Origin of the sequence: Actinoplanes sp. NPDC026670 (assembly GCF_040638175.1) — a bacterium.
GTDB lineage: Bacteria > Actinomycetota > Actinomycetes > Mycobacteriales > Micromonosporaceae > Actinoplanes.
Genome location: NZ_JBEZXU010000011.1, coordinates 191265 through 216856, shown reverse-complemented (window position 1 = coordinate 216856; position 25592 = coordinate 191265). Strand labels below are relative to the sequence as shown.

At 70.6% G+C, this 25592-nt stretch carries 20 protein-coding genes; 12 read left to right on the top strand and 8 right to left on the bottom strand.

Features of this window, described 5'->3' with window-relative positions:
- Positions 1 to 146 precede the first annotated feature (146 nt).
- A complete protein-coding gene (locus AB0E94_RS13965) occupies positions 147 to 3158 on the bottom strand; it encodes an EAL domain-containing protein (RefSeq protein WP_360326100.1) in 3012 nt (1003 codons plus the stop codon).
- A 181-nt stretch (positions 3159 to 3339) separates the two neighbouring features.
- On the opposite strand from AB0E94_RS13965, the gene AB0E94_RS13960 reads away from it, so the two are divergent.
- On the top strand, positions 3340 to 4941 hold the full coding sequence (locus AB0E94_RS13960; RefSeq protein ID WP_360326098.1) for a chitinase: 1602 nt from the start codon (positions 3340 to 3342) through the stop codon (positions 4939 to 4941).
- 113 nt (positions 4942 to 5054) lie between these two features.
- On the opposite strand, the gene AB0E94_RS13955 is transcribed toward AB0E94_RS13960, so the two are convergent.
- On the bottom strand, positions 5055 to 6923 hold the full coding sequence (locus tag AB0E94_RS13955; RefSeq protein WP_360326096.1) for an acyl-CoA dehydrogenase family protein: 1869 nt from the start codon (positions 6921 to 6923) through the stop codon (positions 5055 to 5057).
- A gap of 151 nt (positions 6924 to 7074) precedes the next feature.
- On the opposite strand from AB0E94_RS13955, the gene AB0E94_RS13950 reads away from it, so the two are divergent.
- Positions 7075 to 7776: a carbonic anhydrase gene (locus AB0E94_RS13950; protein WP_360326095.1), complete on the top strand. Its 702-nt coding sequence runs from the start codon at positions 7075 to 7077 to the stop codon at positions 7774 to 7776.
- Between the two features lie 49 nt (positions 7777 to 7825).
- Here the strand turns inward: AB0E94_RS13950 and AB0E94_RS13945 are convergent, their stop codons facing one another.
- Positions 7826 to 8197, bottom strand: a complete 372-nt coding sequence (locus AB0E94_RS13945; RefSeq protein ID WP_360326093.1) for a hypothetical protein — start codon at positions 8195 to 8197, stop codon at positions 7826 to 7828.
- Between the two features lie 218 nt (positions 8198 to 8415).
- Here AB0E94_RS13945 and AB0E94_RS13940 point away from each other — a divergent pair, with 218 nt between their 5' ends.
- Genes AB0E94_RS13940 through AB0E94_RS13920 form a run of 5 tightly spaced genes read left to right on the top strand, consistent with a single transcriptional unit; the run spans position 8416 to position 13228 of the window.
- The gene (locus tag AB0E94_RS13940) at positions 8416 to 9267 is read left to right on the top strand and encodes a trypsin-like peptidase domain-containing protein (RefSeq protein ID WP_360326091.1); all 852 of its coding nucleotides are present in this window, start codon (positions 8416 to 8418) and stop codon (positions 9265 to 9267) included.
- 21 nt (positions 9268 to 9288) lie between these two features.
- A complete protein-coding gene (locus tag AB0E94_RS13935) occupies positions 9289 to 10281 on the top strand; it encodes a MoxR family ATPase (protein WP_360326089.1) in 993 nt (330 codons plus the stop codon).
- Positions 10282 to 11166, top strand: a complete 885-nt coding sequence (locus tag AB0E94_RS13930; RefSeq protein ID WP_360326088.1) for a DUF58 domain-containing protein — start codon at positions 10282 to 10284, stop codon at positions 11164 to 11166.
- Positions 11163 to 12131, top strand: coding sequence for a VWA domain-containing protein (locus AB0E94_RS13925; protein WP_360326087.1), 969 nt, complete (start codon positions 11163 to 11165; stop codon positions 12129 to 12131). Before AB0E94_RS13930 ends, AB0E94_RS13925 begins: the two co-directional genes overlap by 4 nt.
- Entirely contained in the window at positions 12131 to 13228 is a 1098-nt protein-coding gene (locus AB0E94_RS13920; protein ID WP_360326085.1) for a VWA domain-containing protein, read from the top strand. The genes AB0E94_RS13925 and AB0E94_RS13920 overlap by 1 nt, the downstream gene beginning before the upstream one ends.
- Positions 13229 to 13689: 461 nt before the next feature.
- Here the strand turns inward: AB0E94_RS13920 and AB0E94_RS13915 are convergent, their stop codons facing one another.
- Together AB0E94_RS13915 and AB0E94_RS13910 are read right to left on the bottom strand one after the other, a co-directional pair.
- The gene (locus AB0E94_RS13915; RefSeq protein ID WP_360326083.1) at positions 13690 to 15483 is read right to left on the bottom strand and encodes a TIM barrel protein; all 1794 of its coding nucleotides are present in this window, start codon (positions 15481 to 15483) and stop codon (positions 13690 to 13692) included.
- A 7-nt stretch (positions 15484 to 15490) separates the two neighbouring features.
- Entirely contained in the window at positions 15491 to 16114 is a 624-nt protein-coding gene (locus AB0E94_RS13910) for a TetR/AcrR family transcriptional regulator (protein WP_360326082.1), read from the bottom strand.
- A gap of 109 nt (positions 16115 to 16223) precedes the next feature.
- Between AB0E94_RS13910 and AB0E94_RS13905 the strand changes: the two genes are divergently transcribed.
- Positions 16224 to 17069, top strand: a complete 846-nt coding sequence (locus AB0E94_RS13905; protein WP_360326080.1) for a shikimate dehydrogenase — start codon at positions 16224 to 16226, stop codon at positions 17067 to 17069.
- Entirely contained in the window at positions 17044 to 18432 is a 1389-nt protein-coding gene (locus AB0E94_RS13900) for an Nramp family divalent metal transporter (RefSeq protein WP_360326079.1), read from the top strand. The genes AB0E94_RS13905 and AB0E94_RS13900 overlap by 26 nt, the downstream gene beginning before the upstream one ends.
- Before the next feature lie 37 nt (positions 18433 to 18469).
- Here the strand turns inward: AB0E94_RS13900 and AB0E94_RS13895 are convergent, their stop codons facing one another.
- On the bottom strand, positions 18470 to 19198 hold the full coding sequence (locus tag AB0E94_RS13895) for a peptidase (protein WP_360326078.1): 729 nt from the start codon (positions 19196 to 19198) through the stop codon (positions 18470 to 18472).
- Positions 19199 to 19200: 2 nt separating this feature from the next.
- Positions 19201 to 20442 carry a VWA domain-containing protein gene (locus AB0E94_RS13890; protein ID WP_360326076.1) on the bottom strand — a complete coding sequence of 414 codons (1242 nt, stop codon included), beginning with the start codon at positions 20440 to 20442 and terminating at the stop codon, positions 19201 to 19203.
- A 181-nt stretch (positions 20443 to 20623) separates the two neighbouring features.
- Here AB0E94_RS13890 and AB0E94_RS13885 point away from each other — a divergent pair, with 181 nt between their 5' ends.
- Genes AB0E94_RS13885 through AB0E94_RS13875 form a run of 3 tightly spaced genes read left to right on the top strand, consistent with a single transcriptional unit; the run spans position 20624 to position 24359 of the window.
- Positions 20624 to 21673, top strand: a complete 1050-nt coding sequence (locus AB0E94_RS13885) for a serine/threonine-protein kinase (protein WP_360326075.1) — start codon at positions 20624 to 20626, stop codon at positions 21671 to 21673.
- Positions 21670 to 22743 (top strand): hypothetical protein, encoded by a 1074-nt coding sequence (locus AB0E94_RS13880; protein WP_360326073.1) that lies wholly within the window; start codon positions 21670 to 21672, stop codon positions 22741 to 22743. Before AB0E94_RS13885 ends, AB0E94_RS13880 begins: the two co-directional genes overlap by 4 nt.
- Positions 22740 to 24359, top strand: a complete 1620-nt coding sequence (locus AB0E94_RS13875; protein WP_360326071.1) for a VWA domain-containing protein — start codon at positions 22740 to 22742, stop codon at positions 24357 to 24359. Before AB0E94_RS13880 ends, AB0E94_RS13875 begins: the two co-directional genes overlap by 4 nt.
- Positions 24360 to 24371: 12 nt before the next feature.
- Here the strand turns inward: AB0E94_RS13875 and AB0E94_RS13870 are convergent, their stop codons facing one another.
- Positions 24372 to 25538, bottom strand: coding sequence for an acyl-CoA dehydrogenase family protein (locus tag AB0E94_RS13870; RefSeq protein ID WP_360326070.1), 1167 nt, complete (start codon positions 25536 to 25538; stop codon positions 24372 to 24374).
- Positions 25539 to 25592: the final 54 nt, after the last annotated feature.

The window sequence follows — 25592 nt, the reverse complement described above, 5'->3', positions numbered from 1 at the left end:
CCAGACCCACTTTCAACGCCACCCACCGGACCAACCGGGATGCTCATGCAACCCCAGGACACCGGACTGATCAAGTACCGGAGTTCCTTACATGATCCACCCGTACGGAAAATGGCCTCTCCCGGCGGGAGAGGCCATTTCCTTCGTCAGCGGCCGGCGGCGTCGGCCAGGGCTCGTTCGACAGGCACCGGTTTGCCCAGATAGAAACCCTGACCGAGGGGTACGCCGCACGCGGCCAGCGCATCCCGCTGAGGCGCCGACTCGATCCCCTCGGCGATCACGGTGCAGCCGTTCTCGCGGGCGAACTCGACGAGCGACCGGATCGACGCGCGCCGGGCGCCCTCGGTCTCCACCCCGTCCAGCGACTTGCGGCCGAGCTTGAGGAACGCCGGTTTCAGCGACTCCATCCGGGCCAGGCTGTCGTAGCCGGCGCCCGCGTCGTCGACCGCGATCCGTACTCCCGGGGGCAGTCCGGTCAGGTCCTCAGGCTCGGCGCCGTCGATTTCCAGGACGATCGGCCGGTCGCTCTCGGCGACCAGCTGCTCCAGCTCACGGGGTCGGCGCAGCAGCCCGGCGGAGACGTTCACGGCGAGCCAGGTGCCCTCCGGCAGGGACGCGGCCGAGGCCATCGCGGCCCGGACCAGCGCGGCGTCCAGGTCGATGTGCCGGCCGTGCTCCTGCGCGTCGGCCAGCCCCTGGTGCGGGCTGCTGCCGTCGGCGAACCGGGTCAGCGCCTCGTAGCCGGCCACCTCGCCCGACTCCAGCTCGAAGATCGGCTGGAAGACGGTGAAGAACGTGTACTCCTCGAACGAGCTGGACACCTGCAGAGGGCGTGCGCCGCGGCGGCTGGCGGCGGCCTGGGACGCCCGGACCGCGACCATGCCCGGGGAGTTGCCCTCGGCGCCGTAGTGCAGCACCGACGCCCAGTCGCCGATCGCGCCGGCCATCGCGCGGCTCTCACCGTGCCCGGAGGCCGGCTTCGCGGTCGCCGTGGCCGGGCGGGACTTCTTCGGCTGGACCGGGCGGTACAGCCAGCCCTTCAGGTGGGTGAGCAGGTCGACCACGGTGTTGCCGAGGCCGACGAAGGCGATCATCGCGTACGAGGCGAGGACCAGGTTGATCACCGCGAAGACCAGGTTCGCCCACTGGCTCAGCTGCACGTCGCGGACCACGGTGTAGGCGCAGAGCGCGATCAGGGCGAGCGGGGCCAGCAGGTAGGTGGTCGCCGCGGTCGTCCGGTTGCGGACCTTGGGCGTACGTTTGAACTGGCTCTTCTCGCCGGTGAGCAGCTGAAGGATGGAGGCGAAGCTGCCGGAGAGGTTGACCGGCAACAGGATCAGGTTGAAACCGTAGATCCGGAAGATGTCCATGCGCTTGTAGCCGACGTACTTCAGGTCGGCCGCCATCATCATGAAGTACGGCACCGACACCAGCAGCAGCACCGGGTTGAGCAGGTCGGCGTTGAACGGGTACGCCAGCATGATCACCAGGCAGATGGAGCTCCAGAAGATGGACGCCATGTAGTTGACCCGGAGGAACAGCTCACCGAAGCGGTTCTTCTGCCCGCGCGCCGTCTTCGCCCGGAACTGGTCCTTGAGCCGCGACAGGATGAGCAGGCCGCCGTTGGCCCAGCGCTGCCGCTGGATGGCGAGCGAGCCGAAGTCCGGCGGGGTGGCGCTGTAGGCCATCCGCTCCGGGTAGTTGTAGAGCGTCCAGCCGTGCACCCCGAGGTCGATCGTCGACTCAGTGTCCTCGATGACCGTACGGTCCTGGATGTACCGCTTGATCTCCCAGTCGCCCTCGTAGGTGGCCTCGCAGATGTCGTCGAGTGCCTTCTTGCGCAGCACCGCGTTCGCGCCGACCCAGAACGTGGCGCCGTAGTGGGTCATGCCCTGGTGCACGATGTGCTGGATGTCGGTGGTGGCGCCGGAGATCCGCTCCAGCCGGGTCGCCGCGCCCGGGAACGCGCTGTACGGCGTCTGCGACACCGCGCACTGGGCGTACGCGCCCTGCTCCATCAGGTGCACGAGGCGCAGCGCGTACTCCGGCAGCAGCACACTGTCGGCGTCCAGGGTGAGCACGTAGTCCGGGTTGGGGATGGTCACCTCGGCCCGGCCGGCCCCGGCGGAGACCAGGGCGATCCCCATCGGGGTGCTCACCTCCTGGTAGCTGCCGCCCATCAGGCCGATGTAGCTGTTCAGGTTCATCGCCTTGTTCGGCTCGGCGGACAGCGACACGTACCGCTTGCGCTCGAAGCTGGTCACCGTCGCGTCGAAGACCGCCATCAGCCGCTTGTAGAGCTGGACCATCCGCTCGACCGGCAGGACCGCCTCCTCGGCGGCGCCGCGCTCCAGCGCCTCGGCGATGGTGCCGAGGTCACCGGCCAGCCGGTTGACGATGTGCTCGACGAAGAACGTGTCGGTGTGGTCGACCATCTCCTGGCGGTGGCCGAGGCCGTACAGCCAGCCCACCGCCGACTGGTACTCGGCGGCGAGGTCCCGCATGTCGTCGACGGTCGCGACGCCGGTCAGGCCGGCCTCGAAGCGGTCGTACGCGGCCTGCGCACGGGCGAACGGCACGGCCAGTTCCGCCTCGATCGCGCCGGGCAGGGCACGGGCGGAGAGCAGCAGGTCCCGTGCGGCCCGGGTCTTCGGCTGCTGCGGGTCGTCGATGAGCAGCGTCACCCGCAGCCCCGGGTACTCCTGGAGCGCCGCCGACAGCAGCGTGGTCCGGATGACCCGCTCGTCCTCCTGGTACGACGGCACCAGCACGGTCACCGACGGGGTCGGCCCGGCCAGGAACGGGTCCAGCGCGATCCGCGGCGCCCGGTGGTGGGCCCGGCTGCGGTAGAAGAACCCGATCCGGGTGATCAGGTAGGCCATCGCCGAGCCCATCAGCGCGGTGACCACCAGCATGTAGACGATCGCCTCGACGACCAGTTTCGGGCTGCTCGCCTTGCCCACGACGAACTGCTCGAACACCGTGTAGGCGATGTAACAGGCCCAGACCGCGATGGTCAGGACGATGGCGAGCCGACCGCGGGCGATCCGGCCTTCGGAGACGGGCGGCGGAATCAGCGGGTGGGGTGCCGTCCGCCGGTCCGCGCCCCACTGCCGTGGGGTGTCGGGCCGGTGCTGCTCCACCGGTTTGCGCTGCATGTGGGATGGCCTCTCACTGGGGATGGGACGCCGGCCCCGGCGCGTTCTCCGCCGGTGCCCGTCGAACGGCACCATCGGCCGGTACGCCCGGTCGCTTGAAGGTTTCCGGCCGGTTGCCTTCAGCGCGGCCGGAACCTGCCGATTCGAGAGCCGACGAAGACCCGCGACCGAGAGGCCCACCATGCAGACCGCCACCCCCTTGGCGCGGCCGGAAACGGACGATCCGCTCGCGGACCCGGACTGGCAGGAACCCGAGGCGCCGGTGCAGAAGCTGTCCTGGCTGCGGCTCGGCTTCCTGATCCTGCTGGTGGCCGGGCTCGGCGGCGGCGGTGCGGCCGCGGTGATCCACTACCGCGACAATGCCGGAGCCACGGCCAAGTCGTGGGCGGTGCCGTATGTCGACGTCACGCTCACCCCGACGTTCGAGTTCCAGGACCCGGCGGTGAACCCGGCCAACGACGTGGCTCTCGCGTTCGTTGTCGCCGACCCGGAGGACGGGTGCGCGCCCAGCTGGGGCGGCGCCTACACGCCCGACGAGGCGGCCGCGTCACTGGAGCTGGACCGGCGGATCGAGCAGCTGCGTGCGGCCGGCGGCGACGTCATGCTCAGCGTCGGCGGCCTGACCAACACCGAGCTGGCGGTGGCCTGCACCGACCAGGCACGGCTCACCGACGCGTACCGCCAGCTGGTCCGCCGCTACCAGCTGGACACCCTCGACCTGGATGTGGAGGGCACGGCCGTCGCCGACAAGGCGTCCCTCCAGCGCCGGGCGGCCGCGCTGAAGACGCTCCAGGCCGAGCGGAAGGCCGACGGCAAGACGCTCGACGTGTGGATGACGCTGCCGGTCACGCCGGACGGGCTCACCGCCGACGGGCTGGCCGCGGTCCGGATCACCCTCGAGGGCGGGGTCGCGCTGCGCGGCATCAACGTCATGATCATGGACTACGGCACCGGCGGCGCCAGCCCGGACATGCTGGAGCTCGGCGAGAGCGCGCTGAAGGCCACCCACAAGCAGCTGTCCGACCTCTACCTGCGGCTCGGTGTGCAGCTCACCGCGCCTGAGGTGTGGTCGCGGATCGGCGCCACCCCGATGATCGGGCAGAACGACATCGACGCCGAGCGGTTCACCGTCGCCGACGCGCAGGGGCTGGCCGCCTTCGCGATCGACAACGGCCTGGGCCGGGTGTCGATGTGGTCGCTGAACCGGGACGCCCAGTGCACCGGCACCTTCACCAACGTGGTCGTGCACTCCAACACGTGCAGTGGCGTCTCCCAGGAGAAGCTGGCCTTCTCGAAGGTCTTCGCCGACCTGCCGGGCGCGATCGTGGGCAGCTCCGGCCGGGAGGCGGTGACCATCCCGGCGCAGTCCTCGGTCACCGACGACCCGGCGAAGAGCCCCTACCCGGTGTGGCGTCTCACCGCCCAGTACGTCCGCGGCTACAAGGTCGTCTGGCACGGCGTCGTCTACGAGGCGAAGTGGGCCAACCAGGGCACCGACCCGTCGGCCGGCGGCGACTCCACCACACCCACCCCGTGGTCGGTGATCGGCCCGGTGACCTCGACCGATGTGGCGCCGTCGCCGAGCCCGACGGTCACCGGCGTGACCGACGAGTGGGACCCGAAGACGATCTACTCGCGCGGGCAGAAGGTGATGTTCAACGGGTTGCCGTACGAGGCCCGCTGGACCAGCACCGGGGACGCGCCGTCGACCGAGTACCCGATCAGCCCCGACGACCCGTGGAAGCCGTTGTTCATCGTGCCGGGCGAGCCGGTCACCAACTGAAACCTGTCTGACGTCCGGCTAGCCGGACGTCAGACAGGTATGACGAACGGCTAGCCGGACGTCAGACAGGTATGACGAACGTCCCCGGGCCGGCCGGCCCGGGGACGTTCGTGTCATTTCAGGCGCCGCCGCACGTCCTCGGCGGTGCTCGCGCCGGGCGACCACGGGGCCACCCACGGCGCGTCCGACGGCGGGTGGATCACGCCCTCCTCCACGAAGGCGTAGCGGCCGGACAGCACCCGCTCGGCGGCCGTCACGTCCAGCCGGTCGGTGTTGTCCCACAGGGCGGCGAACCTCGCCTCGGCACGCAACCGGGCCTGCCGGCAGAACAGGTCGGCCAGCTCGCGGCCCTCGGGGCGGTCGTCGCGCTCGGCGTGGGCGCGCACGCACACGGCGGTCATCGCGAACAGTTCGGCGCCGATGTCCACGATCCGGCCCAGGAACGCCTGCCTGCGCTCCAGCTTTCCCTGCCAGCGGGACATCGCGTAGAACGTGGACCGGGCCAGCTTGCGGGACGTGCGTTCCACGTACCGCAGATGCGCCGCCAGCGGGCCGAATTCGCCGTACGCCGCCGGATTCTGACCTTGACCCACCGCAAGGGTGGGCAGCCACCGTGCGTAGAACGCCCCGGCCCGTGCCCCGGCGCGGGCCTTGCGGCCGAGATCGGCCTCCGGGTCGATGATGTCGCCCGCCACCGAGAGGTGCGCGTCCACCGCCTCCCGGGCGATCAGCAGATGCATGATCTCGGTCGAGCCCTCGAAGATCCGGTTGATCCGCAGGTCGCGCAGGATCTGCTCGGTCTCCGAGGGGCGCTCGCCGCGGGCGGTCAGCGACTCGGCCGTCTCGTAGCCGCGGCCGCCGCGGATCTGCACCAGCTCGTCGGCGACCTGCCAGGCGATCTCGCTGGCGAACAGCTTGACCAGCGCCGCCTCGATCCGGATGTCGTTGCGGGCGTCGTCGGCGATCAGGCAGCAGAGATCCAGCATGGACTCCATGGCGTAGGTGGACGCCGCGATGAACGCGATCTTCTTGGCCACCGCCTCGTGCGAGCCGACCGGACGGCCCCACTGCACCCGGTCCGCCGACCACTCCCGGGCGATCGCCAGCGCCCGCTTGCCCGCGCCCACGCACATCGCCGGCAGCGACAGCCGGCCGGTGTTCAGGGTGGACAGCGCGATCCGCAGCCCCTTGCCGAGGCCGCCGATCACGTTCGCCTCCGGGACGAACACGTCGTGGAAACGGGTCACGCTGTTCTCCAGGCCGCGCAGCCCGAGGAAGGCGTTGCGCCGTTCCACCGTGATGCCCGGCGAGTCGCCCTCGACCACGAACGCGGTGATGCCCTTCTCCGGGACCCGGGCCATCACCACGAGCAGGGTGGCGACCGTGCCGTTGGTGGCCCACAGCTTCACGCCGTTGAGCTTGAAGCCACCCTCGACCGGCTCGGCCACGGTGCCCAGCCGGGCCGGGTCGGAGCCGACGTCCGGCTCGGTGAGCAGGAACGCGGACACCTCACCGGCGGCCAGCCGGGGCAGGAAGGCCTTCTTCTGCCCGGGTGTGCCGAACATCTTCAGCGGCTGGGGCACACCTATCGACTGGTGCGCGGACAGCAGGGCGCCGACGGCGGCGTTCACCGAACCGGTCATCGTGAGCGCCTGGCAGTAGTGCAGATTGGAGAGCCCGAGCCCGCCGTACTCCTGGTCGATCTTCATGCCGAAGGCGCCGAGCTCGGCGAGGCCGTGGAAGACCTCGTCGGGGATGCGGGCCTCGCGCTCGATGCGGGCGCCGTCCACCTCGGAGCTCAGGTAGCCGGCCAGGCGGTCGAGGAATTCGGGCCGTGGCGCGGGCGCCGGCCGTGGGTGGATCAGGTCGAGACGGAAGCGGCCCAGGAAGAGTTCCTTACCGAAGCTGGGCTGGCGCCACTCGGACTCGCGAGCGGCTTCAGCGGTCTGCCGTGCCTGTTTCTCCGAGACGTTCGTGCTCATCACATACCCCCTCCTCCGGGCCACGCTACGCACTCGCGTTACCGAGTGGTAGCCGTCGGTAGGCATTCGGTTGCACCCCTTCGCTGCGGTCCGGGCGGGCCGAACAGTCCTGGCGTAACCAGCCAGCCACTGGAAAGTTCAGGAGAGTCAATTGCTCGAGTCGAAGCTCAACCGCCGTTTCTTCCTCGGTGCCGGCGGTGCCGTTGCCGGATCGATCGCCCTCGGCGGTCTCGGATCGTCGGCCGCGATGGCCGCCGACGCCGGACTGACCCCGGACGCGGTCCTTGCGAACCTGCTCGCCGGCAACAAGCGCTTCGTCGCCAGCAAGTGCAAGCACCCGCACCTGAGCCGCGAGCGGATCGGGGTCGTCTCGAAGGGACAGCACCCGTTCGCGATCATCCTGGGCTGCGCCGACTCGCGGGTCGCTCCCGAGCTGCTCTTCGACCAGGGTGTCGGTGACCTGTTCGTGAACCGGGTGGCCGGCAACGCGGTCGACCCGCTGCTGCTGGGCAGCATGGAGTACGCGGCCGAGGAGTTCGTGCCGCCGCTGGTCATGGTGCTCGGCCACGAGCGCTGCGGCGCGGTCGCGGCCACCCAGGGCTGTGTGCGCACCGGCGGCACGGCGCCCGGCCACATCCAGGCGGTCGTCGAGGCTCTCACCCCGATCGTCGGCCCGTACGCCGGTGACGGTGACGCCGCGGTCGAGAACGGTGTCCTGGCGAACATCAAGGCGCAGGCCGCGGCGGTTCTGGCGCAGAGCGACATCATCCGGGAGAAGGTCGAGGCCGGGCACATGAAGGTGGTCGGCGCCCGTTACGACCTGGACTCGGGCAAGGTCACCGTCCTGGCCTGACGCACGTTTCGGGGGCGGCACCGTCACGGTGCCGCCCCCGCATGCGTTTCTAGTGGCGGGTCAGCGTGACCGACGTGCACGTGGTGGCGGCCGGGCAGAGCCGGACCTGCACGCTGGTGTCGGTCGCCGCGATCGGGCTGGTGAACGATCCCCGGGCGCCGCGCAGCACGGTGAGCCGGGTGGTCGCGCTCGACCTGGTGACGGTCACCGCGATCGAGCTGTACGAGTTGTTCACGGCCGTCCCGGACAGGACGTTGCTGTCCCAGTTGACCAGGCCCGACACTGACGCCGCCGAGCAGTTCAGCGGGTACGCGCAGAGGTTGAACGAGTCGGTCGCCGCCAGAGCCGGTGATGCGAACAGGCCGGCTGAGATCGTCATGCCGGCCGCCGCGGCCACGGCGAGATTGCGGGCGCGTGCCATGGTGGTGCCTCCATATCCCCGTTGAGCCCGGTGTCCCCGTTAACATCGGACTTCTTCGATACCATTGCACTGCCGCCGGGTGTCGGCAAGGCGGCGATATGCCACATTCATGAAGCTGTGGTGGATTTTGCGTCCCGGAAACCATCAGAACTCTCATGGCGAATTCCTAGGAAACGCTTCTAGGGTCGATGAATGCAGAGTCCGGTGGTCGCATCGTGATGACGGTGCTCCGCCCGGACGGGCCGGTCGCGCCGGAGCCCGTCCCGGAGGAGCCGAAAAGACGGTGGAACGCCCCTGAGCTGCGACGCAGGGTGCTGATCGGGGCGATCGTGACCTGGGCCGTGGTGATCACGGCGGTGGTGGCCGTGCGTGGCGGGGGTGGTGATCCCGCGCCGGCCGCGGCCCGCCCCTCGGCGTCGCCCTCCGCGTCCGACGCGCCGCTCACCGTGGCCGAGATCTACCAGACGCTCACCCCGTCGGTGGTGCTGATCCGGACGACCGGGCACGACTCGCAGAACCGTCTGGAGGCCGGCACCGGCACCGGTGTGATCGCCAACGCCGACGGCACCATCCTGACCGCTCTGCACGTCGTCGACGGCGCGGAGAGCATCGAGCTCACCTACGCCGACGGGACGACGGCGGCCGCCCAGCCGGCCAGCGAGGACCCGGCCCGCGACATCGCCACCCTCACCCCGGACAAGCTGCCCGAGACGCTGATCCCGGCGGTGCTCGGTGGCGGCAGCCGGGTCGGCGACGACGTGGTGGCGATCGGCAACCCGCTCGGTCTGACCTTCAGCACCAGCAGCGGTGTCGTCTCCGGCCTGGAGCGGGTGCTCAACCGCGATCAGGGCGAGGCCGACATCGAGGGCCTCATCCAGTTCGACGCGGCGGTCAACCCGGGCAACTCCGGCGGGCCGCTGATCAACGACCGGGGTCAGGTGGTCGGCATCGTGATCGCGCTGGCCAACCCGAGCGGCGCCGGCACCTTCATCGGCATCGGCTTCGCCGTCCCGATCGGCGCGGCCCTCGGCGGCACCGGCGAGGGCGACGGCCAGTCGCCTCCCCTCTGAGCTAATGAAAGTGACGGACAAATGAGCTGGACCGACGCCCCGCCCGCCTCCGCCGGCCCGATCGAGAAGGTGCTGTACGAGGTCAAGAAGACCATCGTCGGCCAGGACAATCTGCTCGAGCGGCTCATCGTGGCGCTGCTGGCCCGCGGGCACATCCTGGTCGAGGGCGTGCCCGGTCTGGCCAAGACGCTGGCCGTCAAGTCGCTGGCCGAGGCGATCGGCGGTGACTTCCACCGGGTCCAGTTCACCCCCGACCTGGTGCCCGCCGACATCGTCGGCACCCGGGTCTACAACCAGCAGAAGGCTGAGTTCCAGGTGCAGCTCGGCCCGGTCTTCACCAACCTGCTGCTGGCCGACGAGATCAACCGGGCGCCGGCCAAGGTGCAGAGCGCGCTGCTGGAGACGATGCAGGAGCGGCAGGTCACCATCGGCCGGGAGACCCACAAGCTGCCCAGCCCGTTCCTGGTGATGGCGACCCAGAACCCGATCGAGAACGAGGGCGTCTATCCGCTGCCCGAGGCGCAGGTCGACCGGTTCATGATGAAGGTCGTCGTCGGCTACCCGAGCGTCACCGAGGAGTTCGTGGTCGTCGAGCGGGCGCTCGGCCGGGCCGCCGCGATCCAGAAGATCATCGACCCGGTCACGCTCGCCGCGCTCCAGGAGGAGGTCGACAAGGTCTACGTCGACCCGTCCCTGATCGAGTACGCGGTGAACCTCGCCCACGCCACCCGTGACCCGGCCCGGGTCGGGCTGACCGATCTGGCCCGCTACGTGACGTTCGGCGCGAGCCCGCGGTCGTCGATCAGCCTGGTGCTGGCCGGGCGGGCGCTCGCCTACATTCGCGGGCGCGAGTACGTCGTACCCGAAGATCTCGCTGACCTTGCCCTTGATGTTCTGCGGCATCGGCTGGTGCTCTCCTACGAGGCGCTGTCCGACGAGGTCACCCCCGATCTGATCATCGCGAAGATCCTGGCGAACCTGTCGTTCCCGGAGCCCGCGGGCCGGGGGCGGTAGATGGCCAGCGCCCCTGACCGGCTGCTGCGGCGTCTGGAGTGGAAACTCGGGCGCCGCCTCGACGGGCGCCTTCAGGGCTCCTATCGGACCGTGTGGCACGGCGCCGGGCTCGATTTCACCGACCTGCGGGCGTACACGCCGGAGGACGACGTCCGGCACATCGACTGGAACGTCACGGCGCGGCTCGACGAGCCGTTCGTCCGGCAGTACACCGAGGATCGAGAGATGACCGCCTGGATGGTGATCGACAGGTCGGCGTCGATGCGCTTCGGTGGTGGCGCCGGTAAGGAGTCGACGGCCTCCGATCTGGCGGTGGCGATCGCCCGGCTGATCTCCCAGGGCGGCAACCGGGTCGGCGCGATCCTGTTCGACAATCAGTCCCACAAGGTCATTCCGCCGCGCGCCGGCCGGGATCAGGTACTGCGGATCGCTCGTGAAGCGACTAAAGAAGTCACGAAAAAGTCGGACAAAACGACCGACCTGACCGGGATGCTGCGGCTGGCCGCCGCGACCACCGCACAACGGCGCAGCCTCGTCTTCGTCATGTCCGACTTCATCGGCGACCCGGGCTGGGACCGTCCGCTGGCCCAGCTCACCCACCGCCACGAGGTCGTCGTCATCCGGGTCGTCGACCCGGCCGAACTCGAACTGCCCGACCTCGGCCTGATCCTCGTCGAGGACGCCGAGACCGGCGAACAGCTGCTCGTCGACACCAGCGACCCGCTGCTCCGGGCCCGGCTCACCGAACAGGTCGGCGCCCGCGAGGACGAGCTGGCCGCCGGGATGCGCAAGGCCGGCGTCGACGCCCACCGGATCACCACCGACCAGGACATGCTCGCCACCCTGGTCGACATGGTCCGCCGCTCCGGACGGAGGCGCCGGTGACCTTCCTCTACCCGGCCGTCATCGGCGTGGCGGTCCTGGTCGGCGCCGCGGCCGTCGCCGGTTACGTGGCCCTCCAGAAAAGGCGTGCCGCGGCGCTGAAACAGGCCGGCTTCGCCACACTTCAAAAGAGCCGGCTCCGCCAGCACCTGCCGTACGGGCTGCTGCTGGCCGCCCTCCCGGTCATGCTGATCGGCCTGGCCCGCCCGCAGGCCGAGGTCGCCGTGCCGCGCGTCGCCGGGACCGTGCTGCTCGCCTTCGACATCTCCAACAGCATGTCCGCCACCGACGTCGCCCCCAGCCGGCTCGGCGCCGCACAGGAGGCGGCCAAGGCGTTCGTCGAGGAGCAGCCGGACACCGTGGACGTCGGTGTGCTCGTCTTCGGCGACCAGGCGTTGCTCACCCAGGCGCCCACCGACGACCACGCGGCCGCGTCCGCCGCCATCGGGCGGGTCACCCCCAGCGGCGGCACCTCCCTCGGGCAGGCCATCCTCGTGGCGCTCGGCACGATCACCGGCAAACCGGTCAGCCTCCCGGCCGAGGGGCAGGCGCCGACCACCCAGGACCTTGGTTACTGGCCGTCGGCCACCATCGTGGTCTTCTCCGACGGCGAGGAGACCGGCGGGCCCGACGTGCAGGCCGCCGCCGAACTCGCCGCGGCCGCCGGAGTCCGCATCCAGACCGTCGGCGTCGGCACCGCCAAGGGCGCCACCGTCGAGGTCGACGGCTTCCAGCTGGGCACAGCCCTGGACGAGACGCTGCTGACCACCGTGGCGCAGGTGACCGGTGGGGCGTACCAGCAGGCCGGCGACGCGGCCGCGCTCACCGACAGCACCAAGTCGATCGACCTGCGCCTGACCACCGAGAAGGAGCCGATCGAGCTGACCGCCGGATTCGCGGCGGCCGCCCTGCTGCTCCTGACCCTCGGCGGGCTGCTGGGCGTCCGCTGGCACGGAAGGATCGTCTGATGTCGCTGAGCTGGCCCTGGGCGCTGGCCGCGGTCCTCGCGGTGCCACTGCTGCTGCTCGCCCGCTGGTGGTTCAACAGGCGCCGCAAACGCACCGCGGTCACCGTGTCCAGCATCGCCCTGATCCGGGCCGCGCTGCCCGGCCGGACCGCCTGGCGCCGCCGGATCCCGGTCTACCTGTTCCTGATCGGGCTCGTCGCGCTGGCCGGCGGCATCGCCCGGCCGCAGGCGTCGGTCGCGGTCCCGTCCAACGACACCACGATCCTGCTGGCCATCGACGTGTCCGGATCGATGTGCAACACCGACATCGCCCCGAACCGGCTGGCCGTCGCCGTCGACGCGGCCCGCGAGTTCGTCGAGGCGCAGGAGGGCGACACGAAGATCGGCCTGGTCGCCTTCTCCGGCATCGCCGGTCTGCTGGTCCCGCCGACCACCGACAAGGACCCGCTGCTCGAGGCGATCGAGAACCTCAAGACCGCCCGCGGCACCGCCATCGGCCAGGCCATCCTCACCTCGATCGACGCGATCGCCGAGATCAACCCGGACGTGGCCGCGACAGGCGTCGAACTCGACGGGACCATCCCGGACGGCACCGCCGCCGACTACGAGCCGGACACCATCGTGGTCCTCACCGACGGCTCCAACACCACAGGCGTCGACCCGGTCACCGCCGCCGAACAGGCCGCGGCCCGGCGGCTGCGCGTCTACACGATCGGGTTCGGCACCACGAACCCGCAGCAGATGGTCTGCACCGCCGAACAGGTCAGCGGCGACTCGGCGTTCACCGGCGGCGGCTTCGGTGGCGGCGGGTTCGGCGGTGGCGGTGGCGGGCGCGGCGGCGGCAACCGGGAGATCGACGAGGACGCGCTGACCGAGGTCGCCGACCTCACCGGCGGCCGCTACTTCAAGGCCGAGGACGCCGAGCAGCTCACCGACGTCCTCGGCGACCTGCCCCGCGAGTTCGGGCTCACCAAGCAGAACGTCGAGGTCAGCGTCTGGTTCCTGCTGCTCGGCACGTTGCTGGTCAGCGCGGCCGTCGGCCTCTCCCTCTGGTGGAATCGCGGCCCGGCGATCCGTCGCCCGCAAAACCAGGTGTAGTACGCCCGGGACTGCCCCCGACCGCATCGGGGCGGTCCCGGGCCTACGCCGCGACGCCCGGCGGTCCGTCCCGGCCGAAACGCGTCCGCCGGGCTGAAGCGGCCCGCCACCGGAGACCGCCGGCCGTCGCTCACCCCTGGAATGCGCGAGGTATTCCGTGGCTCAGCGACGGCTCGCGGTCCGGCGCCGCGGCCGGAGGCCGTCGGCCGTCGTTGAGGACGGGAAAGCGGGCGCCATAACCGCGGTGGGCGACGGCTCGCGGTCTGGTTGCGCGACTCAGGGACGTCAGCCGTCGCTCACCCCTGGAAAAGGGCGTCATAACCGCCGTGGGCGACGGCTCGCGGTGTTCGGTGACGGGCCGCTTCAGCCCCGGCGGGCGCGTTGCGGCCGGGACGGGCCACCTGCGTCGCGGGGTAGGGGCGGGGCTGGGTGGATTCTGCGGGCGGGGTGGCCGTACCGCATCAGGGGTTGAGGCGGTGGTGACGTTGAGCCGCCATCCGGACCGGGGCGTTGGGCTCGCCGAAGCGGTCGTAGCCGGGGCGGCGTTCGACGATCTCGAAGAAGACGCGGCCGCCGAAGACCGGGGTGTAGAGGTGTAGCAGTTCGTGGCCGGACGGGTCCCGGTCGTAGAGGATTCCGTGGGCGGCGAGTGTGGCCACGAAGTCGGCGTCCAGGGCGAACCGGGCGGCCAGGTCCTCGTAGTAGTTGTCCGGGACCGGTAACGCGGGGACGGTCAGGGCGGCGGCCGTGGCGATGATGTCGGTGGTGCTGAAGGCCACGTGCTGGGGATCGGCGACCGCGGGCGCCCAGTCGCCGCGGCGGAGCAGGGCCACCGTCAGGGCCAGCCGGACGGCGCGGGACGGGTTGGCGATGGCCCGGGAGCGCATCAGGCCGAACGGGGCGGCGTATTCCTCGGTGGCCAGATGGTCCAGATTGAGCACCGAATGGTAGAAGAGTCCCGCCTCGTCGAAGTGGTCGAACGGCTGGGCCAGTCCGAGATGGTCGACCGCCAGCAGTCCGGCGCCTTCTCCGGCGGGAACGCCGGTGGGCAGGAAGTCGGATCGCCAGTCGTCGCCCGGGTGGGTCACGAAGACGCTGGTTCCGTCGGGGGCGGTGATGGCGGCCAGTTCGGCTTCGCCGGGTTCGCGGACGTTCGGGTGGGCCGGGGCCAGCAGCGCCTCGGCCCGCGCCAGGGAACGGCTCGGATCGGCTGAGGTGACCGCGAACGCGCTGATGGCGGCCGGTCCGGGGTGGGTCACGGCGCTGTTCAGGACGATCCGGGCGGCGCCCTGTTCCCAGAGTTCGACGGGCTTGGTGCGGTGCTGGCCGGTGTGGGCGAAACCGAGGCCGCGCAGGGCCGTTCGCAACTCCGGGCCGGAGCGGCCGTCGACGGCGAACTCGGTGAAGGCGTGGCCGGTCAGTTCGGGCGCGTCCGGCAGCCGGCGGGTGCCGAGGTCGTCCTCCAGCGCGATCAGGGAGCGCATCGCGTCGATCGCGGTACGGGCCGGGTCGGACTGGCGGAACACGTCGTTGAAGACCTCCAGCGACAGTGGGCCGTCGTAGCCGGCGGCCAGCACCAGGCGTACGAAACCGGACAGGTCGAAGGCGCCCTGGCCGGGGAAGAGCCGGTGGTGGCGGCTCCACTGGAGGACGTCCATGCTCAGGTGCGGCGCGTCGGCCAGTTGCAGGAAGAAGATCTTGCCGGGGGTGATCCCGGCGATCCCGGCCGGGCTGACCTCGCGGGACAGCACGTGGAACGAGTCGAGGCACAGCCCGAGCGCGGGATGGCCGGCCTGCTGCACGATCCGCCACGAGCGGTCCCAGGTGGAGACGTGCCGGCCCCAGGCCAGGGCTTCGTAGGCGATTCGCATGCCGTGGTGATCGGCGCGTTCGGCCAGTTCGGTCAGTTGCGCGGCGGTTCGGCTGTCGTCCGCCACGGCGTCCGGGGCGACCGAGGAGCAGACCAGGACGGTGTTCACCCCGAGCGCGGCCATCACGTCGAACTTCCGCTCCGCCCGGTCAAGACTCTTCCGGAAATGTCCGTCCGACGTGGAGTCCAGATCGCGGAACGGCTGGTAGAGGTCGATGCTCAGGCCCAGGTCGGCGCACCGTTTGCGGACCTCGGCCGGCGCCATCGGCGACACCACGAGATCGTTCTCGAACAGCTCGATGCCGTCGAAACCGGCCGCGGCTGCCGCCGTCAGTTTGTCGTCGAGGGTTCCGGAGAGGCAGACGGTGGCGATCGACCGGCGCATGCGGGACTCACTTTCGTAGATAGCCGGTCACCAGGTCGCCGAGCATCGTGCGGTAGTGCTCCCTGCGCTCCGGGTCGAGCAGGTCCCGGTCGAAGAGCGCGCCCCACGTGTGGCGGTTGGCGACGCGGAAGAAGCAGAACGAGCTGATCATCATGTGGACGTCGAGGGCGTCGACGTCGTCGCGGAACAGGCCGTCGTCGACGCCCCGGGCCAGGACGCCGCGGAGCAGGTCGACCGCCGAGCTGTTCAGGTCGACGAGCCGGGCCACGTGGTTCATGTGTTTGGCGTGCTGCGCGTTCTCCACGCCGACGAGCTTGATGAACGCGGGGTGCGCCTCGTGGTGGTCGAAGGTGACCTCGGCGAGCCGGCGGACGGCGGCGACCGGGTCGAGGTGGTCGACGTCGGCGGTCCGCTCGGCGGCGCGGATCTCCGAGTACGCCCGCTCCAGGACCGCCAGGTAGAGCTGCTCCTTACCGCCGAAGTAGTAGTAGATCATCCGTTTCGTGGTCCGGGTCCGGGCGGCGATCTCGTCGACCCGGGCACCGCTGTAGCCGTTCTCGGCGAACTCTTCGGTGGCCACGTCTAGGAGCTCGGTGCGGGTCCGCTCGGGGTCGCGCTGTCGCTCTGCCACGGCCTTCTCCTGCGTCATGGAACCAAGTCTGCCGTGGGCCTTGACAGTGTCACCCGTCACACCCGATAACTAACGTACCAGTTCGTACATTAGCTGAGGAGATCACAGTATGGCGGCCTGCCGATGCGGGTTGATCGGGACCGGGATCGGCGCGTCGCTGTCGCCCGCACTTCATGAGGCCGAGGGGAGCCACCACCAGCTCGGGCTCACCTACACGCTGTTCGACGCGGAGACTCCCGCGGACCTCGAACGGCTCCTGGCCGAGGCCGAGCGGGCCGGCTTCGCCGGGCTCAACATCACCCATCCCTTCAAGCAGCTGGTCATCGAGCACCTCGACGACCTGTCGCCGAACGCCCGGAACATCGGCGCGGTGAACACCGTGGTCTTCCGGAACGGGCGGCGGCAGGGGCACAACACCGATGCCTACGGGTTCGCCGAGTCCTTCCGGACCCAGCTGCCCGGCGCGGCCACCGGCCACGTCGTGCAACTGGGCGCGGGCGGCGCCGGCGCGGCCTGCGGTCATGCCTTGCGTGATCTCGGCGTCGAGCGGCTGACGATCGTGGATCCGGACCGATCCCGCGGTGGGGAACTCGCTGAACGCCTGGGCGCGGACCACCGGACAGGAGCCGATCCGGCCCTCCTGAAGAACGCCGACGGGCTGGTCAACACCAGTCCGATCGGCATGCGCCACCACCCGGGGATCCCGCTTCCCGCAGAGTCGCTCCACCGTGGCCTGTGGGTCGCCGACATCGTTTACATGCCGGTCGAGACCGAGCTGCTGCGTGCAGCCCGGGCCGCCGGACTGAAGGCGGTCGGCGGCGCGGCGATGTGCGCCTATCAGGCCGCCGCCGCGTTCGAGCTGTTCACCGGGCGTACCCCCGATATCGCGCGGATGTTGCTTCACCTCTCCCAACTCCTGGAGCACGGACATGTTGACCGAGACCACCACTCGTGAACTTCCCGAACCACCCGGACTACGCAAGATGGTCGGGCCCGGCGTCGTCGCCGTCGGCATCGGCATGGCGGCCGGCGAGATCATCCTCTGGCCCTACCTCACCGCCATCGGCGGCCTCGGCCTGCTCTGGCTGGCGTTCACCACGCTGGCCGTGCAGTTCGTGATCAACATGGAGATCGAGCGCTACACGCTGGCCACCGGCCAGACCGTGGTGGCCGGGTTCTCCCGCTGGTGGAAGGGCTGGGGCATCATCATCTGCCTGGCCGGCGCCTTCCAGTACGTGTGGCCCGGCTGGGCGACGAGCGGCTCGACAGTCTTCACGTACCTGATCGGCGGCGGCGACCCGGTGTGGATCACGGTCGCCACCCTGGTGGTCATCGGCGCGCTGCTGTCGCTGTCCAAGGTGGTCTACAAGACCGTCGAGCGGGTGGAGACCGTCAAGGTCGTCCTCACGCTGTTCTTCCTCGCCGTCGTGGTCGTCTTCGTCATCTCGCTGAGCACCTGGGGCGACGGCGCGAAGGCCACGGTCACCGAGTTCGGGCAGATCCCGGACGGCATCACGTTCACCATGCTGCTCAGCGCGATCGGCGCGGCCGGCGCCGGCGGTGTGCACAACCTGGTGCTGAGCAACTGGATCCGGGACAAGCGGTACGGCATGGGCGCGCACGTGCCCCGGCTGGTGTCCCCGATCACCGGCCAGGAGGAGGCGGCCGGTGGCGGCGACCGCTACCAGTTCCCCCTGGACGAGACGTCGATGAGCCGCTGGAACCTGTGGTGGAAGCGGGCCAACGTCGAGCACCTGGTCACGTTCGTGGCGGTGTGTTTCGTGACGATCGGTGTGATGAGCCTGCTCGCGTACGAGACGCTGTTCGGCCGGGGCGACCTCAAGTCGGACCCGTCGTTCCTGCGGATCCAGGGCGACATCTTCGAGGCCGAGGTCGGCACCTGGCTGAAGCTGCTCTTCCTGGCGGTCGCGGTCGTCTCGCTGTGGGCGGCGGCGATGGGCCTGCTCGACATCATCGGGCGGCTGGCGTCGGACTTCCTGCGCCGTAACTACCTCACCGACTCGACGCGGTGGACCGAGCCGCGGCTCTACCTGCTGGTGGTGTGGATCGAGATCGTGCTCGGCTCGGCGATCCTGCTGGCCGGGTTCACCCAGCCGCTCGGCCTGCTGATCGTCTCCACCTGCGCGGCTTCGGTGGTGACGCTGCTCTACTCGATCCTGCTGGTCCGGCTGAACACCAAGGACCTCCCGGCCCCGATCCGGGTCCGTGGCTGGCGACTGGGCGGCCTGCTGCTGGCGATTGCCTTCTACGGCTTCTTCGCGATCGCCATGGTGGTCACCCAGCTCGACAAGCTGTAGGTGATCGGGGGCCGTCCAGACGGACGGCCCCCGATGCTCAGACCCGGCGGCGGCGGGTCCAGGAGAAGCCGACCAGGCCGGCGAGGGCGGCCAGGACGCCGCCGCTCGCCGTCCAGATCCAGCGGGACGAGAAGTCCGGGAGCCAGTCGAAGTAGTCCTCATCCGAGACCGGCGAGGCAACCGGCGCCGGTGTCGTGAGGATCTCGCCGGGGCGGTTGTCCGGGACCAGCGGGGCGGCCAGTGAGCCCTGGTCGGCGCCGGTGTCACCGGTCGGCGCGGTGAGCCTCAGGTTCACCTCGACCGGCAGGCCCAGGTCCTTCTCCGGCAGGTCGGTGCTGGACAGCCGCACGTAGTAGGTGCCGGGCAGGGGATCGCCGTCCCACGGCTCGGCCCACGAGCGGACCTGCCGCAGCCGGCAGCCGAGCGTCACCGCCGTGGCCGACGTCTCGGCGACCGGGCTCTGCTCGCCGCCGACACAGGCCTGCCGGCGGCGCAGCCCGTCGAAGACCTCGACGGTCCACGCGTGCTCGCCGGTACGGCCTTCGGCGGGCAGTTTCACGTCGATCGCGAGTTCGGGCCGCTGCCCGGCGTCCGCCGGGAACTGCCAGTAGAGGTAGTCGCCGGTCACCGCGGAGACCTTGACCGGCTGATCCGCCGAGATCGGCACCGCGGTCAGGTACGACGTGCCGGCGCTGCTGACCAGCGGAGCCGGCCCGGCCGACGGGTCGGCCAGGAGGAGAGCCGCGGCGAGTACGAGCTGCTGCATGATCAGTTCTCCTTCCACTTGGCGACCCACCAGCGGGTCAGCCAGCCGGCCAGCACCCCGGCGATCAGGCCGGCGATCACGAGCACGAGAAGCAGCAGGAAACCGCTGCCGAGGCCGGGGGCGTCGGGCGCCTGGGAGGCGGCGACCAGGCCGATGCTCAGCTCGACCGGCATGCCCGGCGCGCCGGCCGCGGTGGCCGAGGCGAACGAGTTGCTCACGATCAGGCAGATGTCCGAGGTCGCGGAGAGCGCCGGTTCCTCGTCTCCGGACCAGCGCAACCCGGCCGAGATCACGTCGGCGCGCCCGCTGCCCGCGTCCACGCCGCGGACCAGTTCCCGGCCGTCCACGGTGGCCGCTTTGACCAGCACCCCGTAGTCCCGGTTCAGCGGCCGGTCCAGGGCGATGCTGACCGAGGCCCGCAGTTCGTCGCCGTCCCGGACGGAGACCCGGTAGAACCGGTGCTCGCCGATCAGTTCCCGGTCGGTGTAGACGCCGGCGGCGAGCAGGGGCGCGGTCGCGCAGTCCGGCGCGCCCTTGACCACGGCCGGGGTGACCGGCGGCGGCTGCGCGGCCCGGTCGACGAGCTGCTTGATCCGGTCGGTCAGCTCCTCCTCGCTCTGCGCCGCGGCGTACGTGCCCCCGGTCGCCTGGGAGATGCAGACCAGCTGCTTGCGGGTCTTCTCGTCGGGGGCCAGGCCGAGCGTGTCGACGACCAGGTCGGTGCCCTGGGCGGCCAGCTCACGGGCCACGTCGCAGGGGTCGGGCGGGGTGCAGGTGTCCTCGCCGTCGGTGATCAGGACGATCCGGCGGGCCGATCCGGCGCCGTCGAGGTCCTTGGCCGCCTCGCGCAGGGACAGGCCGATCGGGGTGAACCCGGTCGGTTTCAGGGTGGCGATGGCGTTCTTGGCGGCGACCCGGTTGACCTGGCCGACCGCCACGATCTGCTGGGTGTCCTTGCAGCCGAGCTTCTTGTTCTCGCCGCCGTAGGTCGCGCCGAGCACCCGGATGCCGAGCTGGGTGGTCTCCGGCAGCGCGTCGACGACCTCGTTGAAGGCACGTTTGGCGACTGCCATCCGGGTCTCGCCGTCGATGTCGGCGGCCTTCATCGAGCCGCTGACGTCGAGGACCAGCTCCACCACCGGGGGTTCGGGGGTGGTCTCGTCGGCGTGGGCGGGGGAGGCGCCGAGAACGGCGGCCGCGATCAATCCTATTGCTGCCACTATGGACAGTTTTCTGTGGATCACGCGGCAAGATCATAAACATACTTCATCGGTACGGGTCTCTCGGGGCGGCGCGACCCATGGATGAACGTGTGATGAACAGCTCGCTCCGGCGTACGTATTGGCGGGTATTTGCGGCGGTTTCTGGCAGGTCAGGCGGTCGTACTATCCGGTCCCGAGCACCTCGATGCCGTCCGGAGTGGAAATGCCCGAGCAGAGCGGCCGCTATCAGAAGATCACGCTGCTGGGAAAGGGCGGGATGGGTGAGGTGTGGGAGGCGCTCGACAGCCACACCGGCCGGACCGTCGCGCTCAAGCTGCTCACCTCGGCCGCCCTCCTCGACCCGGAGCTGCGGGAACGCTTCCTGCGGGAGATGCGCCTGGCCGCCGAGATCGAGAACCCGTACGTGGTGGCCGTCTACGACTTCGCGGCGACGCCTCAGCCGTACATCGCGATGCGCCTGATCCGTGGCATCACCCTGGCCGAGGAGATCCGGATCGCCCCGCTCAACCCGGCGCGGGCGGTCGACATCGTCCAGCAGATCGCGTCCGCGCTGGCCGCCGCACACGCCAAGGGCCTGCGGCACCGTGACGTGAAACCGTCCAACATCATGCTGGAGCGCGGGCACCGGCAGGGGCACGATCACGCGTACCTCTTCGACTGGGGTATCGCGCACCGGATCGACACGGCCGACCCGGAGATCACCCGGGGTGGGCAGATCGTCGGCACGCCCTCCTACATCGCCCCGGAACGCCTGCTCGGCACCCAGTCGGACCATCGCGCCGACATCTACTCGCTGGCCGTCGTGCTCTACCAGGCGCTGACCGGGAAACTGCCGTTCGGCGACACCGGCATGCCGTTCCCGCTGCGGGCGCACCTGTTCGACCCGCCGCGCGGGCTGCCGCCGACGATTCCGGCCGAGTTGCGGCGGGTCGTCGAGAAAGGCCTGGCCAAAGACCCCGATCAGCGGTACGCGAGCGCCTCCGACTTCGGCGAGGAGGCCTGGGCGGCGCTGAACCCGCAGGCCGAGGCGCCGTCCCGGCTGTCCCGGGACGTGGCGTGGCCGGCCGGCGGCGGTGTGCTGGGCGCGGCCGCCGGACTGGGGCTGGCCTCGGCCGGCCTGCTCGACGCGACCTCGGCGCTGTGGGCGCTGCCCGCGCTCGCCGCCGCCGGCGCCTTTCTCGGCTGGGGCGTCCGGCCGGGCACCACCGGCCGGGACGACTCGACCCGCCTGATCGACGGAGCGACCCGATGAGACTCCGGCTGCTCGCCGTCGCCGTGGCGGTGCTGCTCATTCTGGTCGTCGTCTGGCGGGTGGCCACCCGTGAGGAGGCCGTGGCCACCGGCACGTGCGCCACGGCACCGACCGAGGTCAACGGCATCGTCGGCTCGGAGAAGGAGGCGTACCTCAAGGATCCGCGGGTCGTCGACGTGTTCCGCTGCGCCGGGTTCACGCTGCGGATCGACGCGGACGGCTCCCGTGACATGGCGAAGCGGGTCGCCGACGGGTACGACTTCGCGTTCCCCTCCAGCACCCCGACCGCCGAGAAGATCATGGAGGAGCGCGGGATCACCGAGTCGTACAAGCCGTTCTCCTCGGTGATGGGGGTGGCCACCTTCAAGCCGACGGTCGAGGTGCTGCGCGGCAAGGGCGTGGTGCGGACGGTCAAGGGCCGCGACGTCGTCTCGATCGCACGACTGGTCGAGATGAGCCGGGCCGGCACCACCTGGAAGAACATCAACCCGGGCTCGCCCAACGGCAACGTGGTGATGCTGCGGACCACCGACCCGGCCGACTCCAACTCGGCGATCATGTTCCTCTCCATCGCGTCGGCGGTGCTCAACGGCGACCGGCCGGTCAGCGGCGCCGACGCGCTGCCGAAACTGGTGCCCGACCTGTGCCGGCTGGTCCTGGACCAGGGCACCAAACCGAACACCAGCGGCGTGCTCTTCGAGGAGTACCTGACCGGTGGCCCGGAGCGGATCCCGATGGCGCTGGTCTACGAGTCGCAGTTCCTGGACACCGTCTCCGAACAGCGGGTGCCCGCCGACGGCGAGCGGGTGCTGCTGTTCCCCGACCCGACCGTGTACGCCTGGCACACCCTGGTGCCGCTCACCCCGGCCGGCCGGGAGGTCGGGAAGCTGCTGCGTGACGACGTGACCCTCAAGGACATCGCGGCCGAGTACGGGTTCCGCCCGCAGGGCCGCACCCTGGCCGACCGCCCGAACCCGCCGGTGGTCGTCGAGCCGCCCGACTACCAGGTGCTCGAACTGATGCTCGACAAGCTCGCCGAGCAGCGGAAGGCCGCACAGTGCCCGAAGTGAGACGTGTCCTGGCCGCCCTGCTCGCGGCGACGATCCTGGCCGGCTGCACGGGGGCGGAGACGCCACCGCCGCCGTCCCTGCTTCCGGTGAGCTCCGGACCGCCGGCGACGCTGCGGGTGCTGGCCGGCAGCGAACTGGCCGACATGCAGCCGATCCTCGACGAGGCGGCGAAGGCGACAGGCGTCTCGGTGCAGATGGACCTGATCGGCAGCCTGGAAGGGGCCGAGACGGTCGCCACCGGTAAGGCCGACGGGAAGTACGACGCGCTGTGGTTCTCCTCGAACCGCTACCTGGAGACACTGCCCGAGGCGAAACAGCGGCTCGGCAACGCCACCCGGATCATGGGCTCGCCGGTGGTGCTGGGCGTCCGCGCATCCACCGCACAGCGCCTCGGCTGGACCGGCCGGACCGTCACCTGGACCGACATCGCGACCGCCGCCGGCCAGGGCGAGCTGACCTTCGCGATGACCGACCCGGCTGCCTCCAACACCGGTTTCTCGGCGCTGGTGGCGGTCGCCTCGGCGCTCGACGGCAGCGGCCGGGCCCTGGACGCGGCCGCGATCGATCGGGTGGCCGCCCCGCTCACCGCCTTCTTCAGCGGGCAGCGGATCACCGCCGGATCGTCCGGCTGGCTCACCGACGCGTTCCTCGGGCGGATGACCGGCGCCGATCCCGGTCCGGCGGTGGACGGGCTGATCACGTACGAGGCGTCGCTGCTGGAGCTGAACACCTCCGGCAGGCTGCCCGAGCAGCTGACCGTGATCCGGCCGGCCGACGGGGTGATCAGCGCCGACTACCCGCTGACCCTGCTCACCGGCGCCGCCACCGGGATCCGTGACGCGCACGAGCGGCTGGCCGCCTACCTGCGCGGCGCCGCCGTCCAGGACCGGATCGTGCGGGACACCCGACGGCGGCCGGCGGTCACCGGGATCACACTGCCCGCCGAGTTGCCGGCCGCCCCCGTGGAACTGTCCTTCCCGGACACCCGGGAGGCGATCGACGCGTTGCTCACCGCCTACCAGGACCGGCTGCGGCGGCCGTCCCGGACGGTGTACGTGCTGGACGTGTCAGGCTCGATGCGGGGCGCCCGGATCACCCAGCTGAAGACCGCGCTCGCCGGGCTGACCGGCCTGAACACCTCGCTGACCGGGGAGTCCTGCCGGTTCCGCAGCCGCGAGGAGGTGGTTCTGCTCCCGTTCAGCTCGAAACCGGCGGCCGCGCAGCGGTTCACCGTGGACGCCGCCGACCCGCAGCCGTCCCGCGACCGGATGCGGGCCGCCGTCGGCCGGCTCTCCGCCGGCGGGGACACCGCCGTCTACGACTCGCTGCTCGCCGCCTACCGGGAGCTGGACGGCGCTGCCGACCGGAACCGGTTCGCCAGCATCGTGCTGATGACCGACGGCGAGAGCAACCGCGGCCGGGCCCTCGCCGACTTCACCGCCCAGCTGCGGAGACGACCGGCGACCGCCGAGCCGGTGCCGGTCTTCCCGGTGCTGTTCGGGGAGGCCGCCGAGGAGCAGATGCGGCAGGTCGCCCAGGCCAGCGGCGGCGAGGTGTGGGACGCGCGGGGTGGCGACCTGACGAAGGCGTTCTGCCAGATCCGCGGTTACCAGTGACCGGCACACACGCTATTTGAAGGCCGCGTGGCCGGTGAGGGCCTGGCCGATCACCAGCGTGTGGATCTCCGAGGTGCCCTCGTAGGTGAGGACCGACTCGAGGTTGTTGGCGTGCCGCAGCGGCGAATACTCCAGGGTGATGCCGCTGCCGCCGAGGATGGTGCGGCACTCCCGGGCGATGGCCAGCGCCGTCCGCACGTTGTTGAGCTTGCCGACGCTGATCTGGTGCGGCTTGATCGTGCCGGCGTCCTTGAGCCGGCCCAGGTGCAGCGCGAGCAGCGCCGACGTGTTCAGATCGACCGCCATGTCGGCCAGTTTCCCCTGGGTGAGCTGGAAGGCGGCGATCGGCTTGCCGAACTGGACACGCGACTTCGCGTAGTCGACCGCGGTACGCACGCAGTCGAGCGCCGCGCCGGCCGAGCCGAACACGATGCCGAACCGGGCCTCGCTCAGGCAGCTCAGCGGCGCCCCGAGCCCCTGCGCGCCGGGCAGCTGCGCCGACGCCGGCAGCCGTACCTCATCGAAGGAGAGCTCGCCGGTGATCGAGGCCCGCAGCGACAGCTTCTTCTTGATCGTCCGGGAGGTGAAGCCGGGCGTGTCTTTAGGGACGAGAAAACCCCTGACCCCTTCTTCGGTACGGGCCCAGACGGTCGCCACGTCGGCGATGCTGCCGTTGGTGATCCACATCTTGGACCCGTTCAGGATCCAGTCGTCGCCGTCCCGAACCGCCCGGGTGCGCATGTTCGCCGGATCGCTGCCGAAATCGGGCTCGGTGAGACCGAAACACCCGATCGCCTCCCCGGCCGCCATCCGGGGCAACCACTCCTGCTTCTGCTCCTCCGACCCGTACCGCCAGATCGAGAACATCGCCAGCGAGCCCTGCACCGAGACGAAACTGCGCAGACCCGAGTCGCCGGCCTCCAGCTCCAGGCAGGCCAGGCCGTACGCGACCGCGCTCGTCCCGGCGCACCCGTAGCCCTCCAGGTGCATCCCGAGGACCCCGAGCTTGCCCAGCTCGGGCGCCAGCTCGCGGGGGAAGGTGCCCTCCTCGAACCAGTCCGCCACGTGCGGGCGCACGTGGTCGCTCACGAACCGCGCCACCGTCTCGCGGATCTGCCGTTCCTCGTCACTGAGCAGGCTGTCGATGTCCAGCAGATCGAGCGGGTCGGTGAGGGTCATGACCTGATTCTGCACCGGCGGGCTCGTCAGCGTTCTCTCAGAGGGGTGATCTAG

Excerpts from the sequence above, each read along its gene's own strand:
- AB0E94_RS13895 (WP_360326078.1), bottom strand. The coding sequence starts at position 19,198 with ATGCAGCAGCTCGTACTCGCCGCGGCTCTCCTCCTGGCCGACCCGTCG.
- AB0E94_RS13960 (WP_360326098.1), top strand. The coding sequence starts at position 3,340 with ATGCAGACCGCCACCCCCTTGGCGCGGCCGGAAACGGACGATCCGCTC.
- AB0E94_RS13905 (WP_360326080.1), top strand. The coding sequence starts at position 16,224 with ATGGCGGCCTGCCGATGCGGGTTGATCGGGACCGGGATCGGCGCGTCG.
- AB0E94_RS13900 (WP_360326079.1), top strand. The coding sequence starts at position 17,044 with ATGTTGACCGAGACCACCACTCGTGAACTTCCCGAACCACCCGGACTA.
- AB0E94_RS13940 (WP_360326091.1), top strand. The coding sequence starts at position 8,416 with ATGACGGTGCTCCGCCCGGACGGGCCGGTCGCGCCGGAGCCCGTCCCG.
- AB0E94_RS13930 (WP_360326088.1), top strand. The coding sequence starts at position 10,282 with ATGGCCAGCGCCCCTGACCGGCTGCTGCGGCGTCTGGAGTGGAAACTC.
- AB0E94_RS13965 (WP_360326100.1), bottom strand. The coding sequence starts at position 3,158 with ATGCAGCGCAAACCGGTGGAGCAGCACCGGCCCGACACCCCACGGCAG.
- AB0E94_RS13955 (WP_360326096.1), bottom strand. The coding sequence starts at position 6,923 with ATGAGCACGAACGTCTCGGAGAAACAGGCACGGCAGACCGCTGAAGCC.
- AB0E94_RS13935 (WP_360326089.1), top strand. The coding sequence starts at position 9,289 with ATGAGCTGGACCGACGCCCCGCCCGCCTCCGCCGGCCCGATCGAGAAG.
- AB0E94_RS13870 (WP_360326070.1), bottom strand. The coding sequence starts at position 25,538 with ATGACCCTCACCGACCCGCTCGATCTGCTGGACATCGACAGCCTGCTC.
- AB0E94_RS13945 (WP_360326093.1), bottom strand. The coding sequence starts at position 8,197 with ATGGCACGCGCCCGCAATCTCGCCGTGGCCGCGGCGGCCGGCATGACG.
- AB0E94_RS13920 (WP_360326085.1), top strand. The coding sequence starts at position 12,131 with ATGTCGCTGAGCTGGCCCTGGGCGCTGGCCGCGGTCCTCGCGGTGCCA.
- AB0E94_RS13885 (WP_360326075.1), top strand. The coding sequence starts at position 20,624 with ATGCCCGAGCAGAGCGGCCGCTATCAGAAGATCACGCTGCTGGGAAAG.
- AB0E94_RS13880 (WP_360326073.1), top strand. The coding sequence starts at position 21,670 with ATGAGACTCCGGCTGCTCGCCGTCGCCGTGGCGGTGCTGCTCATTCTG.
- AB0E94_RS13915 (WP_360326083.1), bottom strand. The coding sequence starts at position 15,483 with ATGCGCCGGTCGATCGCCACCGTCTGCCTCTCCGGAACCCTCGACGAC.